The organism is Paraburkholderia phenazinium (assembly GCF_900141745.1).
Lineage (GTDB): Bacteria > Pseudomonadota > Gammaproteobacteria > Burkholderiales > Burkholderiaceae > Paraburkholderia > Paraburkholderia phenazinium_B.
In genome coordinates, this window is sequence record NZ_FSRM01000002.1 from 3,174,879 (window position 1) to 3,199,538 (window position 24,660).

Sequence of the window (24,660 nt, forward strand, 5' to 3'; positions counted from 1 at the left end):
CGAGTGCCTCACCGGTCGGTCGCCACATCTGCATCGCCGCTATTCGAAGTTTCGCACCGTGCCGCAGATCCCGGCCAGGCTCAATGCGCGGCGGACGCTTCTCCAGAGTCCGCTCCGCCCTTCGCCGGCCGGGTGATCCAGATCAGCGGGATGATGAGGATGAAAATGAACGTGGACGCATAGAAGAAGTCGTCCAGTCCCATGACCGCAGCCTGACTCGTGACCATCGATTCAAACATTGCGTGCGCGGCCCCCACGTCCAGATGTAGTTGCGATTGCAACGACGCAATGGCTGAATTGAAAACCGGATTGTCGATGTTCGCCTGCTCCATGAGTCGAACGTGATGCACGGCAGTGCGGTGGCCCCAGACCGTGCCCGCGATGGACGTGCCGACCGCACCACAGAAAATACGCGCGAAATTGGAAAGCCCGGCCGCCGCTGGAATGCGTTCAGGCGGCAGTCCCGAGAGGATGATCGACACGAGCGGAACGAACCACAGGACGGTCGGAATGCCCTGCAGCAAAGTAGGTATCACCAGATGCCACGCGTCCACCGTACTCAGATACTGCGTGCGCATGAAAAACACGCCCGCCAGACCCACGAAAGCGATGGACACCAGCGTCCGGGCGTCCACCAGCTGCAGCATGCGCCCGATGAAAGGCGAAAGCAGAACCGTGAAAATGCCGACAGGCGCGGTGACGAGACCCGCGTCGAAAGCCCGATAGCCGAGGTACTCCTGCATCCACTGCGGCAACAACACGAGGTTGCCGAAGTACAGCGCGTAGGAGACGGAAATCGCAATCGTGCCGCTGCTGAAATTGCGCAACGCGAAGAGCCTGAGGTCGACGACCGGATGCTTCTCGGTCAGCTCCCACACGAGGAAGAACGCAAAGCTGACAAGCGCAATCAGCGCCAGCGCAACGATGAACGAAGACGAGAACCAGTCGAGATCCCGTCCCTTGTCGAGCATCACCTGAAGCGACCCGACCCATGTGACGAGCAGCGCGAGACCGACGGTATCGATCGGCAGTTTTCTGGTCGGCGTTTCGCGCTTGCGGTAGATGAACCAGGTGGCGCTGGCGGCGATGAAACCAACCGGAATGTTGACGTAAAAGATCCAGGACCAGCTGTAGTTGTCCGTGATCCAGCCGCCCAGCACCGGCCCCGCGATCGGGCCCACAGTGGCCGTCATCGCCCAGAGCGCCAACGCCATGTTGGCCCGGGCCTTCGGGTAGGAACTCAACAGGACAGCCTGAGACAACGGAATGAGCGGGCCTGCCACGAGTCCCTGCAGAATCCGCGCGCCCAGCAGGAACGGCAGGTCTGGGGCGATGCCGCAGAGCCACGAGGCAAACACGAACATCAGGATCGCGCCGACGAAAAGCCGGATCTGACCAATCTGCTGCGTGAGCCACCCCGTCAGCGGAATGGACACCGCATTGGCGGCCGCGAAGATCGTGATGACCCACGTCCCTTCGTCGACGGATACCCCAAGGTTGCCCGACAGATTGGGGACCGCGACGTTCGCGATCGACGTGTCCAGAACCGTCATGAAAGTCGCCAGCGCCACGACGATCGTGGCGATCACAAGCTGGCCGCCTCGTAGTGGCGGATGTTGGACGGGTGCTGCGGGTGAGGCGGGAGGGGTCGATTCCTGCGTCATAAGTCGGAGCTTGTGGTGTGGGCAAGGACGGCGAACCTGCGTATGGTACGCGCTTCCGTCACATTTATTAAATACTTACACCATCATGCGGCTTTGAAAAAGATTTGCAATCGGGCCTTTCACCAAGGCGGCATGTTCGCGGCGTCCGCGGGTAGCGCAGGCGTGCCATTTGCGTGGGCTGAAAACGGGCTTTACCGGATGGGTCGTCCGGCATCTACTCTTGATGCCGATACCCACCAATCTTGGGAGGAATTCGCCATGGAGCAGCACACCCCTGTTTTGATCGCCGGCGCGGGGCCGACAGGATTGACACTGGCGCTGACGCTGCGTCGTTACGGCATTGCAACGCGGGTGATCGACAGGCTCGAGAAGCCTGCGGACCTGTCGAAAGCACTCGCCGTATGGCCGGCGAGCCTCGAAGTGTTGAGCAGCCTCGGCGTCGGCGCGGCGTTCGACGAGGCGGCCGTAGCGATGAGCGCAGTGACGTTCGGCGACGGCGCGCGGCGGCTTGCGCGCGTGTCGATGCAAGACGGCATCGACAGCGCTCATCCCAATCCCCTTCTGCTCCCGCAGTCGCAAACCGAAGCGATCCTCACGGCGAAGTTCGTCGATATGGGCGGCGTGATCGAGCGTGGGGTGGAACTGACTGGCCTCAGCGAAACATCCGACGCAGTGACCGCGACGCTGCGGCATGCCGATGGACGAATCGAGAACACGACTGCCTTGTGGTTGGTCGGCGCCGACGGCGCGCGCAGCGCGGTGCGGCATGCGCTCGATATCGCGTTCGAGGGGGACACGGAACCCGACACCTATCTGCTGGGCGACGTGCGCATCGACGGGGTCGATCTCGACCGGCACAGCATCCATATCTGGTGGCACGGCGGCGGGACGGTCGCGCTGTTTCCGTTCGCTCATGACGTATGGCGGGTGATCAGCCGCCGCGTCGACGATGAAGCGGCGGCGCGCGGCGAAGAGCCGCCGACCCTCGATGAACTGCAGCAGAAGATCGCACGCCACGGGCCGCCGGGCGCGACGTTATCGGAACCCGGCTGGCTGTCCACGTTTCGGATCAACGAGCGACTCGCGGCGCGCTATCGCACGGGTCGCGTATTTCTCGCGGGCGACGCTGCGCACATTCACAGTCCCGCAGGCGGCCAGGGGATGAACACCGGCATTCAGGACGGGGCGAACCTCGGCTGGAAGCTCGCCTACGTGCTTCAGGGACGCGGCGACGCCGCGACGCTGCTCGATAGCTACGAGGCCGAACGGCGACCGGTTGCGCGCAACGTGATCGCCAACGCGGCAAGACTGCTGCACGTCGGCATGGCGCCGCATCCGCTTGCGCGTCTCGCACGCGACGCAGCAGTGTCCGTGCTCGATCACGTGCCGGCATTGCAGGAGCGGTTGCGTACCGAGATGGCCGAAACGGACGTAACCTATCACGACGGCCCGCTGGTTGCGCTCGCCGAAAGTGCGCGTCATCCGTCGCGCGGCTTTCCCGGCACACGTGCGCTGGATCTGCACTGGGCCGATGCAGCCGATGGATCGCCGCGCACGCTATGGCCTCTGCTGGATGTACGGCACACGTTGATCGCGTTTCGCGAAGGCAGCGAAGTGTCGCGTGCCGAGACGCTGGCTGCTGCGCATGACGATGCGGTCCAGGTTGTGGCGCTCGATGCTGCTGACGACCCTTCCGGCGACGCGCGTCGACGCTACGGGTTCAAAGGCGCAGGATGGGTGCTGATCAGGCCTGACCAGGTGGTTGCGGTACGTGGTGAGTCGGAGGACGTGGCTTCGCTCGAGCGTTATCTGAAGAACGTTGTCGGCTTGCGGGTGGGTGACGGGACACATTAGTTAGTGGCGTTGGCGGCGTCGCCAAGAGTCCGGCTTCGGGCCTCGGCCTTCAGCTCGCCTCCTCAGGCGCGGAATCTGCTACTCAACAGACCGGCTGGTAACTCGCGCCGGCCCCATCATTCGACGACCGCACCGGGATGAAGCGCAACATGGCAGGCAGCCCGTCGCAGCCGTCGACCACAAAAGGAGAACACGATGACCCTGGTCATTTATCTAGTCGGCTGGATCGTTCTGATAGGCGGCGTCTGCTGGGCGCTCATCGCCATGCACGTCTCGCAGCACACGATCGAAATCGTCGCGGTCATCATGCTCGGCGTCGCGATCATCACGGGCGCCACCCGGACTCGCAACCGGGACCGTTCGTAGCGAGCGGTATCGCGCAGGGAGTCAACGATCGCGGCAGCGATCGCAGCGTAATCGGCAGCGGTTCAGAGCCAGAGGAGGAAGAGAAGATTGCGGGACGCCGCCATACGTCGCACTCTGCGGACGTCCTGCGTGCCGACGCTCTACGGCGCCGCGTAGGACATCTCGCTATCGACACTGAAGACCGACACCGCATCGCGCAGCGCTTGCGCCTGCTGCGCCAACGCCTGCGCCGCAGCCGATGCCTGCTCGACGAGTGCCGCGTTTTGCTGGGTGACTTCGTCCATCTGGGTAACCGCGGTATTCACCTGCCCAATGCCGATGCTTTGCTCCTCGGACGCGGCAGCAAGCTCGTTCATGATGTCGGTCGTGCGCCCCGCGGAGGACACGATTTCGTCCATCGTGCGGCCCGCGTTTTCGACCAGCTTCGATCCCGTATCGATCCTCGTCACCGATTCCGTAATCAGATCCTTGATTTCCTTCGCGGCGCTCGCGCTTCGTTGTGCGAGTGCACGAACCTCGCCGGCTACCACGGCGAACCCGCGGCCCTGTTCGCCGGCGCGCGCGGCCTCGACCGCCGCGTTGAGCGCCAGGATGTTGGTCTGGAATGCGATCCCTTCGATGACGCTAATAATCTCCGCGACCCGCGCCGAGCTTTCGGCAATCTCTTGCATGGTCGCAACGACGCGCCCGATCTCCGCACCGCCGCGTTGCGCGACGCCCGAGCCCGCGCCGGCCAGCTGGCTTGCCTGCTTGGCGTTGTCCGCGTTGTGGCGTACGGCGCTGGTCAACTGTTCCATGCTCGACGCCGTTTGCTCCAGGGAAGCGGCCTGCTCTTCCGTTCGCTGGGACAGATCGGTGTTGCCTTGCGCAATCTCGCCGGCCGCCACGGAAATGGATTCGCTCGAGCTTTTGATGCCTCGGACGATGCCCGTCAACTGCTCTTTCATGGTGGCAAGCGAATGCATGAGGCTCATGTTGTCCCCCGCCTTCAACCGCACGGCGACGCGCAGATTGCCGGCTGCAATCGCGCTCGCGATGGCCGCGGCCTCGCCAGGTTCTCCGCCGAGTTGTCGCGCGAAGCCGCGGGCGATAAAGAGCGCCACGCCCAGCGCGACAGCAGCCGCCGCGACGATCAAACCGACTACCAGCGCGATCGCAGCGTGGTACGCCTCGTCGGCCACCTTCCCTTCTTGCGACGTGCCTTGCTCATTGATAGCGACGATCTTGTCGATATCTTTCGCGATGGCATCGCGAACCGTCCCGGACTGTCCGGTCAGGACGCTCATGGCCTGCTGCGGATTGCCCGCTTTCGCCGCGGTCCGAACCTGCTGATCGAGGTCCATGTACTGCGACATCAGGAGCTGGATGTCCGCAAACGCCGTCTTCTCCTCCGGCTCGGAGATGAGCTTTTCGTATTCCGCACTCGCGCTGCGGAAGGCCTCGATGCGCGGCGCCATCCTCGCATCCACCGCCTGCGCCTCGGCAACCTTGTCGGTGGAGGCCATGCGGAACTCGGAGAGACGGATCTGGTTCAGAGCGTTCTGCATCCGCAGACTGCTGCTGACACTGGCTGACCATTTATCGCGAAGCGCTGCGACGTGGTCGTTTTCGGCGCTCACCTCGTAGAGCGAAAACGCCCCTAGCCCGATCAGCAGCAGGATAACCACCGCAAAGCCTGAAACAAGCTGCGTCACGACTCTCATGTTCTTAAGAAACGGCAAGATAACGTCCTTATTTGCTGTGACTGACAGAACCGGGCGCCGACTCGTTTCGCGGCGTCGCGACACATCCCGCAAGCAACACGTGATCAGGAGACCCGTTGCGCTACGTGGAAAACGAAGGCGACACTATTCCGGTTCCACTCAGTGCGGTGGCTCGAATTGTCAAGGTCTCCATGTTTTATCGGCAAATCGCCTCAATTCTTTAAGCGGCGACCAGTCGGCCGCCCTCAGAAAGGCTTACGTGTTCTTTCCCCGCCGCGCTTACCTTGCCGACAGCACCTTCGCATGCATTTCGATGGTCAACGCCTCGATTCTCTGGCTCAGTTGCCGCGTGATTTCGGTGAGTTCCGTGTTCTGCTTCAACAGCGTGGCCATCTGTGAGGTGTGCTCAGCCATCTGCAGTTGCCGCTCTTCGGCGGACTTCGCGATCGCTTCCCGATGCTGGGCGTCCGCATCTGCGAGTGCCTTGTCGCGATCGGCCTGACGCGTCTGCGCCAGCAGGATCAATGGCGCCGCGTAGGCGGATTGCAAACTGAAAGCAAGATTGAGAAGGATGAAAGGATAGACGTCGAATTTGGTGACGCCCGTCATGTTCAGGATGACCCAGATTGCGACGATCAGGGTCTGCCCGAGGAGAAACGTAGGCGTGCCGAAGAAGCGCGCGAACGCTTCGGCCTTGAGCGCAAACCAGTCGTCTCCGAAGGTCGACGTTACGTGGTTGTAAGGAAGGTGAAACCGCAGATGCGGCCAACGTTCGTGTTTCGGGGACGACTTGTCGGCTTTGGCTTGATCGAATGGCGTCATGATGTTGAACTCGCTCTGGGTGGAAAACGCGTCAATCTACATGAGCGAGATGAAATTCGCCTCCTACAGTCGCTTCGTTAAAACCGCCGCTATCTTCCGATACACGCGTTCCGCCAGCGCCCATAACAACGGCAACTCGATCAACCGCCCGCGCAGATTCAGCACGAGCAGTAGCGATTCATGCCGCGTCACCCGATCGGCCCAACGCGCTTTATAGTCGCCGTGCAGCGGCCGGAAATCGAAGTCGCGGCCATTCGCGTGCGCCCATTGCGCGAGAAACTCGACGAGCAGATTCCCCACCGAAAACGTCCCGAAGGCCTCGTCATAGGTCGTGATGAAATACTCGACGGTCCGCGTGCCGACGAGGTTGACCGAAGCCGCTACCGGCCGCCCATCCACCGTCACGAATGCGACGAGCGGGACGTTAGACAGGTCTGTGCGCCGCGCCAGCGCAATGAAAAAATCGCGCACCTGATTGTCCATCAGATAGCGCGACCCGATCCCGCGCGCAACAGCCCAATTGCGTTTGTTTTCAAACAACCACGTCAGCGTGCTTTGCGCTTCGTCGGCCGTGCGGCACCATCCGAAACTTACGTCGCCGTGGCGGCGCAGCCGCTTCACACTCGAACGCAAGGCTGAGCGCAGCGTAGCGTTGCGCGTCGCGAGGAAGTCGTCCCATGACGGATAGGCGCGCAGTCCGATCGCGTATCCTGGCAACTCGCGCCAGCGCGGTGGCAGCCGTCGCCGCACCCACGAGCCAGGTGCAGCACTCAATGCGTGCTGCAATGCGCTGCCGTTTTCGACCATCGGAATTTCGAGCGCATCCGCATGAATCCGCATCATCGCAGCGACCGCGGCCGCGTAGAGCTCAGTACGCCGCGTGTCTTTGATCAACGGACCGCCGTATTCCTCGCCGCTTCCGCAACCAAGCGAATGCGCGAGCCGCAGCGCTCCTTTGCGAGTAATCGCGACCGGCCACAACGCGAGCAATTCGTGCGCGCCGTACACCATCGCGACTTCGATCACCGCACCGCTCGCCAGCGCGTGTTCAACCGCAAGCTCGCAGTATTCGAAACTACTGAACGGGGAATGCGCTTCTGCTGTCGCGGACAACGCGCACCATTGTGGCTGCAACGCGCGAAATGCAGCGAGCGTCTCGCACGATCGTACGTCGTATCGGAACGAAGCTGTTGGCGATGAGGGTTCGAGCATCGCGGCCGTGGCTGTAGACACTGGACTCCTGAATTATTTTGCAGCGCATGCCCCGTGGCGGATTTGCCGTCCTGCCATAACGGGCAATTTACGCGGAGGGGTAAAGGTGGTCTGGCGGCAGCGCATAGTGTCGAACGAAAAGCACACGCGCGCGACCTATGGTTTCGGCCGTTTCTGGATTTTGGCGGACAAGACCTGGCGGAGCGCCGGGCAATGTGCAGGCATGGTCGCGCGCAGCGCCGAATGGCCGTTCGACGCTATTCAACGGCCGCGCTGAGTTTGTCTTTAGTCGTAATGCGACGATTGCGGTCGGCAAAAGCATCGGGCCGCGCACCGCGCACGCTTTGCCAGATGACGACGCCTTCCCGCTCCTCCGGTCCGAAACCCAGTTCGTGCTGATCGTAGTCGAACATCGTCGCAAACCAGCGCTTTAAATGTTCCGAACCGTCGAACACATCGCCGCAGACCGGATTGTCGTAGACAAGGAAAAGATGCTGGATTGCGCCGTTCGCGAGCGCCTCTTCGAGCTTGTGCAGCAGCGTGGTCATCAATTCAGGGCCGAACGGATTGAACATGAACACGACTACGTTGCCGGACGGCACAGCCATGTCGGCGACATTCGCAACGACCGCGCGGATCGGCGCACGTGCCGGAAAGCGTCGCGCAATGGCGGCCGCGTTTTCATTCGCGGTCTTCACGAGGTCGACGCTAATGTCGTAGCCCAGTACCCGCGCGAACGGATACTCGGACGCGACGATCAGTGGCCGGCCCTTGCCACAGCCGATGTCGACGAACGTATAGCCGGCGATATCGCCGAGCGTATCGAGCGCGCGGCGAATGATGGTCGGCTGTGAGCCCATGTAAGGACTCAGTTGATCGGCAAGGAGCGGATCGCGCTGCAACGCGAATGCGTCCACCAGGCCGCTGGTATCGATACCAAATTGCAGGTCGAAGGGATGACGGCGCAGACAGCCCGAGTACACCGCGCGCAGCAGCGGCACGCGAATGCAGATGCGGCGCAACTGTGGCGTTAGCATTGCGCGCTGCATGAAGTCGGGCAGTTTCGCTACGCCATTCAGGAATGGCTGTTTAAGCGTGCTTCTTAGAGTCATTCGGAGGCGCCGTCTGAAGTGTTCCGGGAAATCCCGGATCCTCCAGACATGATCGCGCCGTCAGGCGACAAACTGCCGCCATAGGTTGGTTGTAATGCGACAAGACAACGTTGGCGGTCGCGGCCCGCGGAACCCGTTAGTCACGAGTCCGCGGGCCGCACCGTTTCAAGGCCCGCGCACCCGGTGGAACAAATGCATCGCGAGATCTTGCAGCCATCCGGCAAGGATCACCGGCCGCTTGAAGGATCGACTTTCGATTGCGCGACCGGGACGTGAGTCAGCCGGCGAGTCTTCCACGTCGGCCTGAATGCTCGGGCTTCCATGCGCCCAGTATTCGAACGGATAGAACATCCGTGATCGCGCTATCGTCATCGCTCGCTCGGCTTGATGCCGGGTGTGGAAGTCGTTGTCGACGCTTGACCCGGTGGGACGCCGGGTCGGGTAGATCGTTTGGATGGACTCGCCGTCACGGGCGGGGGTCGATGTTTTCGTGTTCATAGATATCTCCGTTAGTAAGGTCGGAAACGGAGACGGTACAAACAAAACAGGCCTCATCCGTTTCCGGAGAGGCCTGTTGATCGACGCTTGTACCTGTAAATCTAAAGCGAACGAGCCTCCCCCAGGGTGTCCTTGCGGAAACCCTCGCCGCCTTGCAGCGCGAATGCTGGGATGAGGTTCGAAATCATGACGCCGAGTTTCTCTTTGAATGCGTGGTCTGTCAATTGATGCATGTTGTGCTTGTGCGACATTTCAACGGATCGTGTCGGATGTCGCGAGGCGATCTGATGCATAGGACATGAAATGCCGTTCGTCATCACCTTTGTTTCCACGGTCAGGACTCGATATGAGCAAGCGGTAAAGCCAGAGACTATTGCGACCGGCTCGCCCACTCACGCACCGCCTGAACAAACAACCTGAGTGCGATCGGCGGATGACGATTGGCGGGATAGTAAAGACACGTCCCAGGAAACGACGGACTCCACTCAGGCAGCAGATGAACCAGATGGCCCGACGCCAGGAGCTCGGCGACCTGATACTCGGGCACCCACGCGATCCCGATGCCGGCCAGCGCTGCTTCGACCATCAGATTAAGGCTGCCGAGTGTCATCGGCCCGTCGACATCGATGCTCGCTGTTTTGCCACGATGCTCGAGATCCCAGCGGTACAGCGCTCCGCTCTCAAAGCGAAAGCGAATGCAACGGTGCTGCTTCAGATCGTGCGGTTCTTTTGGCGACTCATGACGCGACAGATACTCAGGCGATGCCACAGCCGCGAACCGCATATCCGGTCCGAAGCGAATCGCGATCATGTCGCGCGGTACGTCCTGAAGCACCCGGATGCCGGCGTCGAAACCGTCCGCGACAATATCCACCAATCGCGTGTCCACCACGAACTCGACATGGATGTCTGGATAAGCCGCGAGAAACTCCGGAAGCACATGGCGCACGAGCGGCCTTGCCGCCGACTCCGATGCGCTAATCCGGATTGAGCCCGACGGACGATCGCGCGTGGAAGCAACCTCGTTCACCGCGTCTTCAAGATCGGCGACGGCAGGTCCAACGCGCCGCAGAAGTTGTTCGCCGGCTTCGGTGAGCGCGACGGACCGGGTCGTGCGATTGAACAGTCGCACGTTTATCCGCTCCTCCAGACCTCGCATTGAATGGCTCAGCGCCGACGGTGAGACTCCGAGCGTGCGCGCCGCTGCGCGGAAGCTTCGATGCTCGGCAATGGCAATGAAAGCAGTCAGCTCGGACAGGCCGGCACGCGGCATAGTTGAATTCTCCTCAATATGCTGTGCAAGTCTAGCCTGATTGTTGAGCAACATACAACAGCCTAAGATACCTTCATACATCGCACCGCCCCTCGGGGCAGGCGGCCGCCCGCAATTTTCGAAGGGAGAATGGACATGCAAAAACGCACACTGGGAAACAGCGGTCTCGAGGTATCGACGCTCGGTCTCGGCTGCATGGGTTTGAGTTTTGGCTTTGGGCCAGCCACCGAAAAGTCCGCAGCCATCAAGGTGATCCAGACCGCCTTTGAACGAGGCGTCACGTTCTTCGATACCGCCGAATGCTACGGCCCGTTCACCAACGAGGAGCTGGTGGGCGAAGCCCTTGCTCCGATGCGCGACGAAGTGGTGATCGCCACGAAGTTCGGCTTTCAGGACGGCGATTCAAAGCTGCCGACCGACAGCCGGCCCGAGCGCATCCGTGCCGTGGCCGAGGCTTCGCTGAAGCGTCTGAAGACCGATCGCATCGACCTGTTCTACCAGCATCGCGTCGACCGGAACGTGCCGATCGAAGATGTGGCCGGCGCCGTCAAGGATCTGACCCAGCAGGGCAAGGTCAAGCACTTCGGCATGTCCGAAGCGGGCGCCCAATCGATCCGCCGCGCGCATGCCGTGCAACCGGTGGCCGCGTTGCAGAGCGAGTATTCGCTGTGATGGCGCGAGCCGGAGGAGAGTGTGCTTCCGACGCTCGAGGAACTCGGGATTGGCTTCGTACCATTCAGCCCGCTAGGCAAGGGCTTTCTAACCGGTGCGATCAACGAGACCACCGCCTTCGACCAGGGCGACTTCCGCAACATCGTGCCGCGTTTCTCGGAAGAGAACCGTAAGGCCAATGCTCATCTGGTCGAAGTGCTCGGACAGATCGCCGACGGCAAGGGTGCGACCCGTGCGCAGATCGCGCTTGCGTGGCTGCTCGCGCAAAAACCGTGGATCGTGCCGATTCCTGGGACGACCAAACTGCATCGGCTGGAAGAGAACATCGGCGCCGCCGCCGTCGAACTGTCGGGTAACGATCTGTCGGCGATTGAAGCGGCGCTTAAGCAGATCAAGGTAGTCGGGGATCGTTACCCGGCGCAAATGCAGCAGCGCGTGGATCGCTAGAGCGTCGAACGGTTCAGCGCGCGCTGCAACGCGCTGACATAGTCAGAACCCTACGAACCAAGGTTAGCCGTCGCATTCTCCATCACAACCCGCTTCAATTGCGCCAAAGCCGGCGGTGCATCTGCGCGCCCGGTATGCAAAACAAGGGACTGCTGCTGATCGACTCTCAGGGACACTATTCGCTGCAGATTTTCAAGGCGGAACGCCCGCAATTCGCTTCGGGCGACAAGGGCGCGGGAACACCGGCCGAGTATAAAGAGGCCGTCATGGGTTCCAGCACCCACTTCGGTACGATCAGCGTCGGCCCGGTTAATGGAACCTTGACGGTCCATGTAGAGAACGCGTCCTTTCCCAATTGGGAAGGACAGTCGCAAAAGCGAAGCTACGAACTTAAGGACGGTGAATTGAGCTACCGCGTGACACCTCGCCCGAATGGCGATGTGCCGATTTCGGTGTGGCGACGGGTGGACTGAAGGGGATCAGGCAAACAATCACAGCAGGTCTGCCGCTCGAGACAACGAACGGCAGACCTCACAACCGATAGAACGCAAACCTGTTGCCGGCATCGGCAACCATCGTTCTCAGCCCGGTCGCTTAATGCGCGTTGAGCAGGACGCTGGCAATAACGCCGGTTGCGACGGCGGCGAGCACGTAGTCGCCGTTCACACCGACCCACTGATATCCGCGCGGCGGCGCCTGAAGGCCGTGGTCATGCCAGTCGTCGACCACGTAGTTACGATCGCGGTACTCCGCCGGCAACCGTTCGCCCTTGTGCCAATCGTTGTGCGGAACCGGACCTCCAGGGCCGCCCATCGACGCCTCATGCGGTGCAGGTCCGCGGCCATGTCCACGCTGAACCGGGCGCTGGCCGTGATCATCATTGTGCGGCTGGGCAATAGCGGCAACGGACGTACCCAGTAACGATACGATCAAAAACGGTACGGCAAATGTCGACTTCATGGTTTCGCCTCAGAGTGAATGACGGAATAGCGGTTTGGCGCTCCAGCTCCAGACGGGGCAAAGCGCCAGTTGCGTCTTGACCGTGTCGCTATGCGAAATGGATCGCCTGGCGGGGGTCAACGTCGGACGCCGGCAAATGATGTCATAAGAACGCGTGCAGGCTCAAATCGATCGGCACATTTCGGCTGCTTCGAAGCGCGTTCTAAGAATGTTTGACATTCGACGCTACCACCGCGACCACATCAATTGTGTGAATTGCAGCAATTGCTTCGGGTACCTGACCTGGGCCAACATGTGTTGCACCAGAAACAGCACCCTTGCATGGCTCCCAACGCATACGATGAAACCGGTCAACGAATCCTGGATCCGCGACGCGGCGGCCGGTCTGCCGTCCACGCCGTCTATCGCAGCACACCCTGCCTACCCTGCAAGTACCTCCGCAACTGCAAGCACACCGGCACCCGCCAGCGGCCTGCAGGCGACCGCCATACTGCTGTTCGGCTACGCGATTCTGATTACCGGCAATGGCCTGCTGGGCACGCTCATCTCGCTGCGGCTGATCCAGCAGCAGACGCCGTCGCTGGTGGTCGGCGTAGTGCAATCGGCTTATTTACATCGGCTTCATGGTCGGCGCGCTATGGGGCGGCGGCCTGATCGGGCGGGTCGGACATCATCGCGCCTTTGTCACGTTCGCCGCGGTCTCGGCATGCTGCGCGCTCGGTTATGCTGCGTGGAGTTCGGCCGCGACGTGGGCTGCGTTGCGCTTTGTGATGGGCTTTTGCCTCGTCGGCATTTTCACGGTGGTGGAAAGCTGGCTGCATCAGTCGGCCAGTAACGCGCAGCGCGGACGGGTATTTTCCGCGTACATGATCACGAACTACCTGGGTGTCGGCACGGGGCAGTTTCTGATCAGCCTCGCCGATCCAGCCGGCTTCGCCCTCTTCAGCCTCGTCAGCGCGCTGTTTTCCGCTTCACTGATACCGGTTGCACTGGCCGGTAACGCACCCGTGCCGACTGCTCCGACGGAGGCTCCTGAGAGCAGCGGCGGTTCGCGTCTCGCACGCGGACTCTCGGGCTTGAGCACGGTCTACAGATGGGCGCCGCTCGGAGTGTATGGCTGCCTCGCCGCCGGTCTGCTGAACAGCGGTTTCTATACAATGCAGCCGGTGTTCATGCGCCGGCTCGGCTATTCGGTCACCGACGTCTCGCACTTCATGGGCTTCGCGCTGCTTGCGGCGCTCCTGCCGCAATGGCCGGTTGCGAGGCTCGCCGATCTGTTCGACCGGCGCATCGTCATCCTGTCAATTACTGCGCTTGCTGCGGTGTGCAGCCTGCTGCTGTTCGTGCTGCCTGGCGGCACGCTGGTCGAGGTGCTTGGGTACGTGTATGTCAGCGTGGTGTTCTCGCTGTACGGCGTGGCGACGTCGTACGTCAACGACTGCATTCCGGCCGGCCAGCGTATCGCCGTCAGTGCCGGGCTGCTGCTGATCTTCTCGCTGGGCGCGAGCGCGGGGCCGACTTTGGCGTCGGCGCTCATGGGACTCGCAGGTCCAGGCGGACTCTATCTGTTCACGTTGCTTGTGACCGGCACGCTCGCGGGCCTCGCGCTCAGCAGTTTGCGCGCGACCCCTAGCGTCAATGCGGCGCGCTGAGCCACACCACCGTCAACGACCGCACGCCTTGTGCGCCGCGAATCAGCACACCTTCGATATCGGCCGTGGCCGACGGCCCCGTTACCAGCGCCGCATATCGAGCACGCTGAAAATCCGGCCGCCGGTAGACGTCCTGCAATCCATCGATCATCTGTGCAGGGTCGAGCAGCACGACCAGATGCTGCACGATATAACCGATCGCATTGACCACGTATTCCTGCTCGCTGAACCACACCGAGCCGGTCTCCGCGACGCCAAAGCGGGCCCGCACGACGCCCACGTCGATGTCCTGCAGCGACACCGGTGGTGTGTCGGCGCTCAACGGGCGCGTGCCCGGTACTTCGGACGTAGCCGAACACACCGAAGCCTGCGCGCCGAAACGCTCGCGGATCAACGCAAGCGCGTCGGCGCCCGAAGCGGCCTCGACACACGTTCCGCCCATGCCCGCCAACGCCGCGGTGAAACGCGCCCGCAGGTCGCCGCCGGTCGATGCGAACAGCGGCACCTCGGGACGCTCGCGCGCCTCCGGCTGCGCCGCGCGTACCTTCGCGAGAAAAGCCTCACGCGTTGCCATCGCCACCTCCACGATTCTTCCGGTACCACGCGTGAAACGTCAGCTTCGGCGCCTCCGGCAATTCGCGCTGCCGGCCCCAGATATTGAGCGGGTTATACAGCACGAAATTCGGCAGACGCCGCAATGCGCCGCCCATCGACGACACCGTCGCCCGGTACAGCGTTGGACTCGCCAGCAGACGCCCGGCCATCTTCAACACTTCCTGCTTCACGAACGGCACTTCATGGCGCTCGGTAATCACCTGCCGCCACTTGTAGATCTGTTCATGGATATTGATCTTCACCGGGCAGACGTTCGTGCAACTCCCATTGAGCGTGGAAGCAAACGGCAACGCGCTATAGCGTTTCAGGTCGTAGGTCGGGTTGATGATCGCGCCAATCGGTCCTGAATACGTACCACCGTATGAGAGACCGCCGCTGCGCCGGTACACCGGACAGGTGTTCATGCACGCGCCGCAGCGGATGCATTTGAGCGAATACCAGAACTCCTGCATCGCAAGCCGCTCCGAGCGGCCATGATCGACGAGGATAAAGTGCATCTCGGTGCCCGGACGCGGTGCGCGGAAGTGCGACGTGTATTGCGTAATCGGCGAGCCGAGCGCGCTGCGCGAGAGCATGCGCACAAACACGCCAAGGTCCGAGACCTTCGGAATCAGTTTTTCAATGCCGATCGAGGCAATATGCAGCGGCGGCACGTTGGCCGACAGATCCGCGTTGCCTTCGTTGGTACAGACCACCACCGTGCCCGTTTCCGCCACTGCGAAATTGCATCCCGTCATGCCGGCCGTTTTCTCACGCACGAAATACGGCCGCGTATTCATCCGCTGACTTTCGGCGAGGTAGTGAATATCGCTGTTCTCGGGATCAGTGCCGATCGTGCGGCCGAACAGTTGCGCGACATCGGCGCGCAGCTTGTGCACGGCGGGCACCACCATATGGCTCGGATCCTGGTGGTCGAGTTGCTGGATGCGCTCGCCGAGGTCCGTCTCCATCACCGTGATGCCGCGCGGCTCGAGATATTCGCGCATCGCACACTCGTCCGTGAGCATCGACTTGCTCTTGACGAGCGTCGTCATGCCGCGTCCGGACATGATCTGGTAGACCAGCTCGTTGTGCTCCTCCGCGGTTGCCGCCCAGTGCACGGTCACGCCGTTCGCTTCCGCCGCGGAGGCGAACTGTTCGAGATACTCGGACAGATGCGACAGCGTATGTTCCTTGATGCCCGAGGCCAGCTCGCGCAGCGTTTCCCATTCGGCGATGTTGTGCGCCTGCGCATCGCGCTTTTCGCGCAGGTCCCAGAGACGCTTGTCATGAAACGCCACATGCTCCGTCTTGGCGATGAAAGCGCCCGCGGCTTTTGCGTGATCGATCCGGCTCATTCGCGTGCTCCGTTCAAAACCTGCGCGATATGGATAAAACGTGCGTCCGCTTTCATCCGCTCCGCGCAACCTTGCTGGTGCATCAGGCAAGACATATCGCCAGAGACGATGTACTCCGCGCCGGCGTTCAGGTGATCGCGAACCTTGTCCTGCCCCATGCGGACCGATACCGGCTCTTCCGTCACGGAGAAGGTGCCGCCGAAGCCGCAGCATTCATCGGGACGGGCGAGCTTGACGAATTCGATGCCTTTGACGCCCTTCAGCAAGGCCAGCGGTTTTGAAAACGGCGTGCCGGCGATTTCCGAGACCGACGCCTCTTTCAGATGCCGCAACGCGCTGCAGCTGTTGTGAAGCCCTACCCGATGTGGAAACTCAGCCCACGGAAAGTCACGGGCGCCGACCACGTCGTGCAAAAACTCGACCAGTTCATAGGCGACGGCGCGTACCTTCTTCACCTCGGAGGTTTGCTCGATTGCAGTCAGATGCTCGCGCACGTGATGAATGCAGCTCGACGAAGGTCCGACGATGTAGTCGTATCCCGCGAAATTGCGCGCAAAGACCTTCTCCGCGCCGGCCGCTTCGGCCTGGGCGCCGCTGTTCGCCATTGGCTGGCCGCAGCAGGTCTGCTCCTGGGGATAGTCCACCTCGATGCCGAAGCGCTCAAGCAATTCAAGGGTGGCGATGCCTACTTCCGGATAGAACGCGTCGATAAAGCAGGGTATGAAAAGAGCGACTTTCATGGAATCGAGGGGCCGGCATATTTGAGGGGACGAAGCGCTGCGCTCCGGATGCGGGCGCATGTGCCTACTCTACTGCGGATTCCAGTCCGGCGACGTGCTGCTGGCCGCCCAAGTACGCTTTTTGTATGACTGGTCTTGTTGGTCTGACCAAGAATATAAGGAAGTTGGAGAAACGTGTCAATTTAGGCGCCAGCCTTTGGGTGCCAGCCTTGACGCGACCGCAATGGACTGGACTTACCGCGCCCTCAGCGCGAGTACCGCCCCGCAGCGTCAGGAAGGCTTGGCCGCCTCTTCTTCATACAGTTCGCGTACGAACGTCAGATGGCGCTCGGCGGCCTTGCGCGCCTTCTGGGCGTCACGTGCCATCACGGCGTCGAAGATCGCCTGGTGCTGCGTCAACAGTTGACGCTCCTTGGCATCGTCGTAATCGATCAGCCGATGGTATTGCCGCATCCCTTCCCGAATCAGCGTATGGATACCGTGGATCACATGCGCGAGCGCCACGTTATGCGTCGCATCGGCGATAGCCAGGTGAAAGGCGGCGTCCAGCTCCGGCAGGTTCGTGCGGTCGTCGGAGAGGGAGCAGGTTTTCAGTTCTTCGAAAGCGTTGCGGATCTTCTTGAGATCGGCAGCGGTGGCGCGCTCGGCTGCGTACACCGTCGCGATCGATTCAAGCCCCTGGCGCAGTTCGAGAATGTCGGCGCTGGTGCGCGGATTCTGCAGCAGCAGCTCCGCCAATGGCTTCGAGATGATCGGCGCCGTCACGTCCACCACCGTAAAACCGCCCCGCCCCGAGGTCTCGATATAGCCGTCCGCCTCCAGGCGGATCAGCGCTTCCCGCAGCGATGGACGCGATACGCCCAGTTGGGTCGCCAGATCGCGCTCGGCGGGCAGGCGGTCGCCCGGCATCAACGCGCCGTCCGAGATCAGCCGTTTGATCTGGTCGGACACGACGTCGGACAGCCGTTTGCGCGTGAAGGACTGGATCGGATGAAATTGCATGGGCAAGGTCGTAGCGGTAGAGGGTGTGACGCGCTGCGTTGGTGGACAAGGCCGGCCGGCGCGTCAGGGGTGGCTTCTGGAGACGGCGGCCGCAACTGCCTGGGGCAATTATAGCGTCCGCTCTTTATGGCACCTGAGAGGCCATGAGAGCGGCCGTTGCCGTTTGCACACACCGCGCTTGAATGGCGCCGGTTAAAGAACCCCGCTAAAGCACCCTTCAATCGAATCGGCTCTGCAACAGACTAATCAACCAGCTCACAAACGCTTCGACCCGATCCGCGCGGTGCCGCCAATGCGGATAGATTGCCGAGACCTGCATCGGCGCCGCGCGCCATGCAGGCAACACTTCGACCAGTTCACCCGCTTCGAGGTGCTCCTGCACGTCGTAGCGCGGAATCTGAATCAACCCCAGGCCCGACAGGCAGCAGGCGATATAGGTTTCCGCGTTGTTCACGGTAACCCGGCTGCGCATCGGCATATTGATGGTCTGCTCGCCGCTTCGATACTCCCAGGCGGCAATGCGCGCGCCGCCTGCCGACGCGTAATCGATCGCCCAGTGCTTCGGCAGATCCTCGGGTGTGTTCGGCACGCCATGCCTGGCCAGATAGGCGGGACTGGCGCAGTTGATCAGCGTCAGCGCACCAAGCGGCCGGGCGACGAGGCTCGTGCTGTCGAGCGGTCCCACGCGGATCGCGCAATCCACGCCCTCCTGAACCAGATCGATCGGCCGGTCGGTCGAGCCCAGCATCACCTGTACGTTCGGATAGCGCTCGAAGAAGGCCGGTAACGCGGGCGCCACGAGCCGCCGGGCGATCCGGCTCGGCACGTCGACGCTCAAACGCCCCGCGATCTCGGTGGGCGCCTTGCGGAACAATCCGTCGATCGCATCCGCATCCGCGAGCCAGCTACGGCTGCGTTCGAGCAGCGTCTGTCCATCCGGGGTCAGTTGAACGAGCCGGGTGGTCCGGTGCAACAGACGCGCGCCCATGCGCTGCTCCAGTTGCTGCACGGCGAGCGAGACCGTTGCGCGTGGCAGGTTCAGCGCCTTGGCCGTCTTGATGAAACTGCGCATATCGGCGACATGCACGAAGACCCGCAGCAGGTCGACCTGATCCATTGAAGTCCGGCTCCATTTGCTTTGTCACGAACCAGACTGAAGCATGAATGCTGCATAGGCACAAGCAACGTCAAAGACTCGGGAAGCCAAGGCATAGGTCGAATGCGCCGGGCCTGACAGTTAGCGCGTCGTATACCCGCCGTTGGCAAAGATCGTCTGCCCTGTGATCCACCAACCGTCGGTGACGAGGAATTTGACAATCGGTGCGATATCGCCGATTTCGGTCAGGCCGCTTTTCGTCGATTTGCTGAGTGCGGCGGCGGTTGCGTGATAGGCAGCGGACTCTTTCGATTCAGCCGGATAGAAAAACGGCGTATCCATCGGACCCGGGCCGATCGCGTTCACCGAGATGCCGCGCTCGCCGAACTCCTTCGAAGCAGCGCGCGTGTAGTGTTCGATCGGCGCCTTGCTGCCGGGATAGATCGAATAGAACGGCGTGTAAGCCGACAGCAGCGAGGTCACGATAGTGACAACCTTGCCGTTATCGGCCAGCTTCTTGCCCGCTTCCTGCAGAAAGAAGAACGCCGCCTTTGAATTGACTGCGAAGATCGTGTCGTAGTCGTGCTCGGTCACTTCGACGATCGGCTTCTTGATGACCATGCCCGTGGTATTCACCGCGATATCGATCTTGCCGAACTGCTTCAGCGCTTCGTCGAACAGCCGTGTAACGTTGGCGGGCTGGGTCAGGTCGCCCTGCACCGCAATCGCCTTCGCGCCGGCGGCCTGCACGGCGGCAACGGTTTCTTCCGCGGCGCCGCGGGTCGCATCGCTGTTGTAGTGCACCGCGACCGCAGCCGCGCCGCCCTTGGCGAGCTCACGGGAAATCAGCCCGCCCAGGTTCTTTGCACCGCCTCCGATCACGACCACCTTACCGTTGAGAGAGTGATCTGCCATGACATCCTCCGGGACATTGAGTGGGGAGTCACAGTATAGGAGCGGCAAGCGCCGCTATTGGCCGGTCGCGGCTGGATGGAAAATCCAGCAATCGTGAACAATCTGCGCGAAGCAACAAGCAGCGCTTCAGCGCGGCTCGACCAGCGCGACCTTCACGAATCCATCGGGCTGCGCCTGCAATCGCGCGGAGAACTGCTGCATATGCAAGGCCACGCGCCGCGCGTAGCCTTTGCCGCCGCCGCTGTAGCGCGACAAGGCCTCGTTGAGATCGCCACCCGAGGCGTCCAGATAGCCGCGCAAGATCGACGAGCCGATGGTCACGTTGACGACGGGGTCGGACAGATCCTTGCCGCCCGACACCAGTTGCGGATGCGCCGAGGGCAACACCTGCATCAGACCTTTCGCGCCGGCGGTGCTGACCGCGCGTCGGTTGAAGCCCGATTCGGTGGCGATCACGCCGAGCAGCAGCACCGGCGACATCGCAAAGCGATTCGCCGCATCGAGCACGGCTTGCGCGATGGTGGTGGATTCACCGCGCGCCACGCGAAATTGTCCCGACAGGATAGTTGCAATTTCAACCAGTGCCGATGCGTTGGAGCCGTCAGGCGGTTGGCTCGCCATGACCGGGGCAGCAACGTGCGGTGCATCGAGCATCGGCGCATCCGTGATACGCGGCGCTTCGGCCGCCTGCATCGCGCTCGCAAATGACAGTGTCAACGCGCCGAGCGTCAGGCCCACTACTCGTGTGGCCCGTGTGGTGCGGTTTTCCCTTCCCCTGTTCGTCTGGCTGTTCTGCATATCGCCCGCTGGCTATTCGCGTGCGATGAACAATACGTGGAACGACGTATCGGGCGAACAAAAACGTGTCTGCCCGACGTAAACAGGACATCAAAACACAAGGCATTACAACAAGGCATCAAGATCGCAGCGCGAGAATCGCTGCGACAAGACCGCCTCAGCCGGCGTTCAGCGCCGGTGCCCGGACCTGCAGACCCGCGACGAAGGCCGCGATCCGGTCGCAGGCTTCGGCCAGACGAGCTTCGTCGACCACAAAGCCGAGCCGCACGAAGCCGTTGGCCGTCTCGCCGAACGCGCTTGCGTCGAGCAGCGAGACACCCTGAGCGCGAAACAGTTGCCAGGTGAATTCGACCGTATCGAGACCGCAGCCGCTGACGTCGACCATCATGAACATGCCTGCTTCGGGCAACAGACAGCGCAGTCCCTGCACCCGGCTCAAGCGCTCATACACGACGTCACGGCGGCGCCGGTAGACTTCGCGCATGTCCGCGACGATCTGCGCCTTGTGCTCGAACGCCACAAGCGCGGCCTCCTGGATAAACCCAGGCAGGCCATACAGCATGCATAACGCGAGCCGCCCGAGATGCCCGATCAGCTCGGCCGGCCCGATCGCCCAGCCTACGCGCCAACCCGCCATCGCATGCGACTTCGAGAGGCTCGCGATCGTCACGGTCCGTTCGGCCATCCCTTCGAGCGAGGCGATACTGACGTGCTCGCGCTCGAAGGTGAGATCGGCATACACCTCGTCGGACACGACCCACAGATCATGCTGGCGAGCGAGTTGCGCGATGCGTTCCAGATCGGCACGCGGCATCACGACGCCGGTCGGGTTACACGGAGTGGCAAAGAAGATCGCTTTGGTGCGCGGCGTGATAGCCGCTTTGAGCGCATCGCAATCCAGATGAAAACCACGAGCCGGGTCGACGGGCACAGGCACCAGCGTAGCGCCCGAGGCCCGCACACAGGCTTCGTAGGTCAGATAGAGCGGCTCCGGCACGATCACTTCGTCGCCGGGTTCGCAAAGACACAGCGCCGCGGCGAAAATGCCGTTCTGCGCGCCGGCGCACAACATCACGTTTTCGACGCCGACGGAACGGCCAGTGGTGCGGGTGTGTTCGCGGGCAATCGCCGCCCGTAGCGGCTCACGCCCAACCACCGTGGTGTAGTGCGTGTCGCCGCCGCGCAGCGCTTCGACTGCCCTTTCGACGATCGCCTCAGGTGTCGCGAAGTCCGGATCGCCGACGCTCAGCACGATCACATCTTCGCCTCTCGCCCGCGCCTGTTGCGCGGCATGGTGAATCTCCCATGCGGACGTGCGCTTGCCCTGCAGGCGCTCGACCAGACTTGAATACTTCATCCCCACTCCTCACGGCAAAACCTGTCCGGCCATCAATGTAATGGGGAGTGGGCAAAACGTCCATCGTTGCGAACAATGTGCAAGGGAGAAGCCTGCGAGATTTGCTCAAAGCTGACGACGCAACTCAGCCGGCGGCACCTTCATCAGATGGCGGTACTTTGCCACTGTCCGCCGTGCGACCAGCACGCCCTGCTCGGCGAGCATGCGAGCCAAGGTCACATCCGACAGCGGATCGTTGGTGTTTTCCGCGGCGATCATTTCCTTGAGCAGCGCACGGACAGCCGCAGCCGAACAGGTGCCGCCACTTTCGGTGCCCAGTTCGCGCGGGAAGAAATGCTTGAATTCGAAGATGCCTCGCGGCGTCGCCATATACTTGTTGCCCGTCGCGCGCGAGATGGTGGATTCGTGCAAGCCAAGTTCTTCGGCGACGTCACGCAGCACCATCGGTTTAAGCGCGATCTCGCCGTACTGGAAAAACGCCTTCTGATGCGCGACGATGCATTCGGCCACGCGTTGAATCGTATCGAAGCGCTGTTGTGCGTTGCGGATCAGCCAGCGTGCCTCCTGCAGTTGCTGTGCAAGCGGCGAACGGCTTGCACCGGCTGACTGCGCGAACAGCTCGGCATACATGCGGTGAATCCGCGCGCGCGGCTGCACAGCCGGATTAATATTCACAATCCATTTATTACGCACCTGGCGAACGATCACGTCCGGCACGACATAGTTGTCTTCCGTGCGGCCATAGAAATTACCTGGCTTCGGATCGAGTTTGCGCACCAGGGCACAAGCCACGCGCAGTTCTTCCGCCGAGCAGCCAATCTGCTTTTGCAATTCGGCCTGCTCGCGGCGCGCAAGACGTTCGAGATGATGCTGGACGATCTGCAGGGCGACATCGCGACCCGGCACGTCGACGGGCATCGCATGCAGTTGCAGCTCGAGACACTCGGAGAGCGAACGTGCGCCGAGTCCCGGACGATCGAGCGACTGCACGAGGCGCAGCGCCACCAGCAATTCCTCTTCCGTCAAAGCCGGTTCGAGTTCCACGATTGCGGCCAGATCCGCGAGATCCTGGCGCAGGTAGCCGTCGTCGTCGAGCGCTTCGATCACGAACCGGGCAACTTCACGGTCACGCTGGTCGAGGCGGTACAGCCGCAGCGCGTCGTGCAACTGTTCGCGCAGCGAAGGTTGGGAGCGTGCCCATTCGGCCGGGTCGCTGCCCTCGGAATCGCCGTTCTGCCGCGACGAGTTGCGGCTAAACGAGTCACCGGAGAATTCGCCTGAGAAGTCACCGGACGACATGTCGCCCGACGATTCATCCGACGCCATGCTCTCGCGCGAATCAGCTACTGCAGTGTCGAGCATCGTATCGGGCTCGCTCGCGCTGACGGTGTCGCCAGCCGCAACCGGGATGCTATCGTCGCCGGTCGAAGAGGTTGCGAGCGCAACGTCTTCCGTGTCGGTCGCGTCGTACTCGAGAAATGGATTGGTGTCGAGCGCAGTACGCAACTCCTGCTGGAACTCGAGGGACGATAACTGCAATAGCCGCACTGACTGCTGTAACCGCGGAGTCAGTGCCAGTGATTGCCTTGTGCGTAGTTCAATTGAAGGCGGCATTGTAGTCAGTCCTTGGGATAGTTCTAAAAAAGAGGCTTGGCACTACCAGAGCAACTGTCGTACCAGCTCGCGCAAACCGCTGTTTTTTCTCATCTTTGCTTTTTCGCCAGGCTCAGGCAGGTCGCTTGCGGCGCCATTTTTTACAATTGGCCGGAAAAATGCGCAGCGGACGGCGACGCCTTTTACAGGCCCGCTCCGCGGGCCGCCACACCAGTCCCGGCAGGCTTACACGCCCTCCAGGCGACCCATGTCCGCCCTTTGCGAAGCAAACTCACACCGTTGGGCACACTCCTTGCGGCTATGGTCGTGTGGACGGATAAACCTCAGTCAAATGACAAGCGCGCCGCGCCAACGCATGCGCAACCAGCGTCAAGTGAATGAGTCGCGTATCCGGTGTCGATTAACGGCCCTGACGGAACCGTAGCGGCAACGATCCCACGCGTGTCATCGGCGGCTGGCATCCAGTTGCGATCGACCGCATAGGTAACAAGACCGCATCTCTTATCAACAACACGAAGGAGCAGTTATATGAAGACCATCCATTTTCTGAAGACCGCTGGCGTCGCTGCCTGTGTCGCTTTTGCCCTGAACGCCTCGGCCCAGACCAATGCACCGTCCGCCAGCTCGGAAACGATTGGCCAGCACGTCGACGACGGCACCATCACCACCAAGGTGAAGGCCGATCTGCTCGGCGCCAAGAACGTCAAGTCGACGCATATTCACGTGAAGACCCGCCAGGGCGTGGTGTGGCTCACGGGTACGGTGCCGACCTCGGATGACAAGTCCGCTGCAGCGGAAGTCGCGAAAGACGTCGATGGCGTGGCGAGCGTGAAGAACCATTTGAAGGTGGTGGCCGAGTAAAGCCGCCAGCAACTATTCGTTCGGACATCGCTTCGGCGGTGTCCTGATGAAAAAGGGGCCATCCGCGTTGCGGACGGCCCCTTGCTTTTG

Annotated in this window: 23 protein-coding genes and 1 pseudogene; 6 read left to right on the top strand and 18 right to left on the bottom strand. The window is 61.8% G+C overall.

From position 1 onward, the window contains the following. Window positions 1-80: 80 nt before the first annotated feature. Entirely contained in the window at window positions 81-1,664 is a 1,584-nt protein-coding gene (locus tag BUS06_RS34020; protein WP_074268650.1) for a DHA2 family efflux MFS transporter permease subunit, read from the bottom strand. Between the two features lie 258 nt (window positions 1,665-1,922). Here BUS06_RS34020 and BUS06_RS34025 point away from each other — a divergent pair, with 258 nt between their 5' ends. Beyond that, window positions 1,923-3,518, top strand: a complete 1,596-nt coding sequence (locus BUS06_RS34025) for an FAD-dependent monooxygenase (protein WP_074268651.1) — start codon at window positions 1,923-1,925, stop codon at window positions 3,516-3,518. 195 nt (window positions 3,519-3,713) lie between these two features. Further along, entirely contained in the window at window positions 3,714-3,884 is a 171-nt protein-coding gene (locus BUS06_RS38000) for a hypothetical protein (RefSeq protein WP_167379456.1), read from the top strand. 140 nt (window positions 3,885-4,024) lie between these two features. Here BUS06_RS38000 and BUS06_RS38625 read toward each other — a convergent pair whose 3' ends face one another. The 7 genes from BUS06_RS38625 to BUS06_RS34055 all read right to left on the bottom strand — a co-directional run bounded on the left by BUS06_RS38625 (window position 4,025) and on the right by BUS06_RS34055 (window position 10,504). Next, the gene (locus BUS06_RS38625) at window positions 4,025-5,605 is read right to left on the bottom strand and encodes a methyl-accepting chemotaxis protein (protein WP_074268652.1); all 1,581 of its coding nucleotides are present in this window, start codon (window positions 5,603-5,605) and stop codon (window positions 4,025-4,027) included. A gap of 261 nt (window positions 5,606-5,866) precedes the next feature. Further along, a complete protein-coding gene (locus tag BUS06_RS34035) occupies window positions 5,867-6,409 on the bottom strand; it encodes a DUF1003 domain-containing protein (protein WP_074268653.1) in 543 nt (180 codons plus the stop codon). A gap of 63 nt (window positions 6,410-6,472) precedes the next feature. Beyond that, window positions 6,473-7,642, bottom strand: a complete 1,170-nt coding sequence (locus tag BUS06_RS34040; RefSeq protein ID WP_254369046.1) for a GNAT family N-acetyltransferase — start codon at window positions 7,640-7,642, stop codon at window positions 6,473-6,475. Window positions 7,643-7,878: 236 nt separating this feature from the next. Beyond that, a complete protein-coding gene (locus BUS06_RS34045) occupies window positions 7,879-8,733 on the bottom strand; it encodes a methyltransferase domain-containing protein (RefSeq protein ID WP_143787699.1) in 855 nt (284 codons plus the stop codon). Window positions 8,734-8,898: 165 nt separating this feature from the next. Further along, on the bottom strand, window positions 8,899-9,231 hold the full coding sequence (locus tag BUS06_RS34050) for a hypothetical protein (RefSeq protein ID WP_074268655.1): 333 nt from the start codon (window positions 9,229-9,231) through the stop codon (window positions 8,899-8,901). A gap of 101 nt (window positions 9,232-9,332) precedes the next feature. Continuing rightward, complete coding sequence (locus tag BUS06_RS37660; RefSeq protein ID WP_143787700.1) at window positions 9,333-9,548, bottom strand: hypothetical protein; 216 nt, start codon at window positions 9,546-9,548, stop codon at window positions 9,333-9,335. Between the two features lie 53 nt (window positions 9,549-9,601). Beyond that, a complete protein-coding gene (locus BUS06_RS34055; protein ID WP_074268656.1) occupies window positions 9,602-10,504 on the bottom strand; it encodes a LysR family transcriptional regulator in 903 nt (300 codons plus the stop codon). 135 nt (window positions 10,505-10,639) lie between these two features. Here BUS06_RS34055 and BUS06_RS34060 point away from each other — a divergent pair. Both BUS06_RS34060 and BUS06_RS34065 read left to right on the top strand, forming a co-directional pair. Continuing rightward, window positions 10,640-11,623, top strand: a pseudogene (locus BUS06_RS34060) (aldo/keto reductase). Between the two features lie 74 nt (window positions 11,624-11,697). After that, a complete protein-coding gene (locus BUS06_RS34065) occupies window positions 11,698-12,096 on the top strand; it encodes a lipocalin-like domain-containing protein (RefSeq protein WP_429433237.1) in 399 nt (132 codons plus the stop codon). Between the two features lie 121 nt (window positions 12,097-12,217). Here the strand turns inward: BUS06_RS34065 and BUS06_RS34070 are convergent, their stop codons facing one another. Then, entirely contained in the window at window positions 12,218-12,583 is a 366-nt protein-coding gene (locus tag BUS06_RS34070; protein WP_074268657.1) for an RcnB family protein, read from the bottom strand. A gap of 623 nt (window positions 12,584-13,206) precedes the next feature. On the opposite strand from BUS06_RS34070, the gene BUS06_RS34075 reads away from it, so the two are divergent. Next, a complete protein-coding gene (locus BUS06_RS34075; protein ID WP_254369047.1) occupies window positions 13,207-14,235 on the top strand; it encodes an MFS transporter in 1,029 nt (342 codons plus the stop codon). On the opposite strand, the gene BUS06_RS34080 is transcribed toward BUS06_RS34075, so the two are convergent. The 9 genes from BUS06_RS34080 to BUS06_RS34120 all read right to left on the bottom strand — a co-directional run bounded on the left by BUS06_RS34080 (window position 14,219) and on the right by BUS06_RS34120 (window position 23,709). Continuing rightward, window positions 14,219-14,809, bottom strand: coding sequence for a LutC/YkgG family protein (locus BUS06_RS34080; protein WP_074268658.1), 591 nt, complete (start codon window positions 14,807-14,809; stop codon window positions 14,219-14,221). The genes BUS06_RS34075 and BUS06_RS34080 overlap by 17 nt on opposite strands. Then, a complete protein-coding gene (locus BUS06_RS34085) occupies window positions 14,796-16,187 on the bottom strand; it encodes a lactate utilization protein B (RefSeq protein ID WP_074268659.1) in 1,392 nt (463 codons plus the stop codon). Before BUS06_RS34085 ends, BUS06_RS34080 begins: the two co-directional genes overlap by 14 nt. Continuing rightward, window positions 16,184-16,927, bottom strand: coding sequence for a (Fe-S)-binding protein (locus BUS06_RS34090; protein WP_074268660.1), 744 nt, complete (start codon window positions 16,925-16,927; stop codon window positions 16,184-16,186). The genes BUS06_RS34085 and BUS06_RS34090 overlap by 4 nt, the downstream gene beginning before the upstream one ends. Before the next feature lie 270 nt (window positions 16,928-17,197). Continuing rightward, window positions 17,198-17,929: a FadR/GntR family transcriptional regulator gene (locus BUS06_RS34095; protein ID WP_074268661.1), complete on the bottom strand. Its 732-nt coding sequence runs from the start codon at window positions 17,927-17,929 to the stop codon at window positions 17,198-17,200. Between the two features lie 217 nt (window positions 17,930-18,146). Further along, window positions 18,147-19,046 (bottom strand): LysR family transcriptional regulator, encoded by a 900-nt coding sequence (locus BUS06_RS34100; RefSeq protein ID WP_074268662.1) that lies wholly within the window; start codon window positions 19,044-19,046, stop codon window positions 18,147-18,149. 120 nt (window positions 19,047-19,166) lie between these two features. Next, entirely contained in the window at window positions 19,167-19,940 is a 774-nt protein-coding gene (locus tag BUS06_RS34105; protein ID WP_074268663.1) for an SDR family oxidoreductase, read from the bottom strand. A 126-nt stretch (window positions 19,941-20,066) separates the two neighbouring features. After that, window positions 20,067-20,738 (bottom strand): lytic transglycosylase domain-containing protein, encoded by a 672-nt coding sequence (locus tag BUS06_RS34110; protein ID WP_074268664.1) that lies wholly within the window; start codon window positions 20,736-20,738, stop codon window positions 20,067-20,069. A 157-nt stretch (window positions 20,739-20,895) separates the two neighbouring features. Continuing rightward, entirely contained in the window at window positions 20,896-22,095 is a 1,200-nt protein-coding gene (locus BUS06_RS34115) for a pyridoxal phosphate-dependent aminotransferase (protein ID WP_074268665.1), read from the bottom strand. A 105-nt stretch (window positions 22,096-22,200) separates the two neighbouring features. Next, window positions 22,201-23,709: an RNA polymerase factor sigma-54 gene (locus BUS06_RS34120; protein WP_074268666.1), complete on the bottom strand. Its 1,509-nt coding sequence runs from the start codon at window positions 23,707-23,709 to the stop codon at window positions 22,201-22,203. A 528-nt stretch (window positions 23,710-24,237) separates the two neighbouring features. On the opposite strand from BUS06_RS34120, the gene BUS06_RS34125 reads away from it, so the two are divergent. Beyond that, window positions 24,238-24,570 carry a BON domain-containing protein gene (locus tag BUS06_RS34125; RefSeq protein ID WP_074268667.1) on the top strand — a complete coding sequence of 111 codons (333 nt, stop codon included), beginning with the start codon at window positions 24,238-24,240 and terminating at the stop codon, window positions 24,568-24,570. Window positions 24,571-24,660 lie beyond the last annotated feature (90 nt).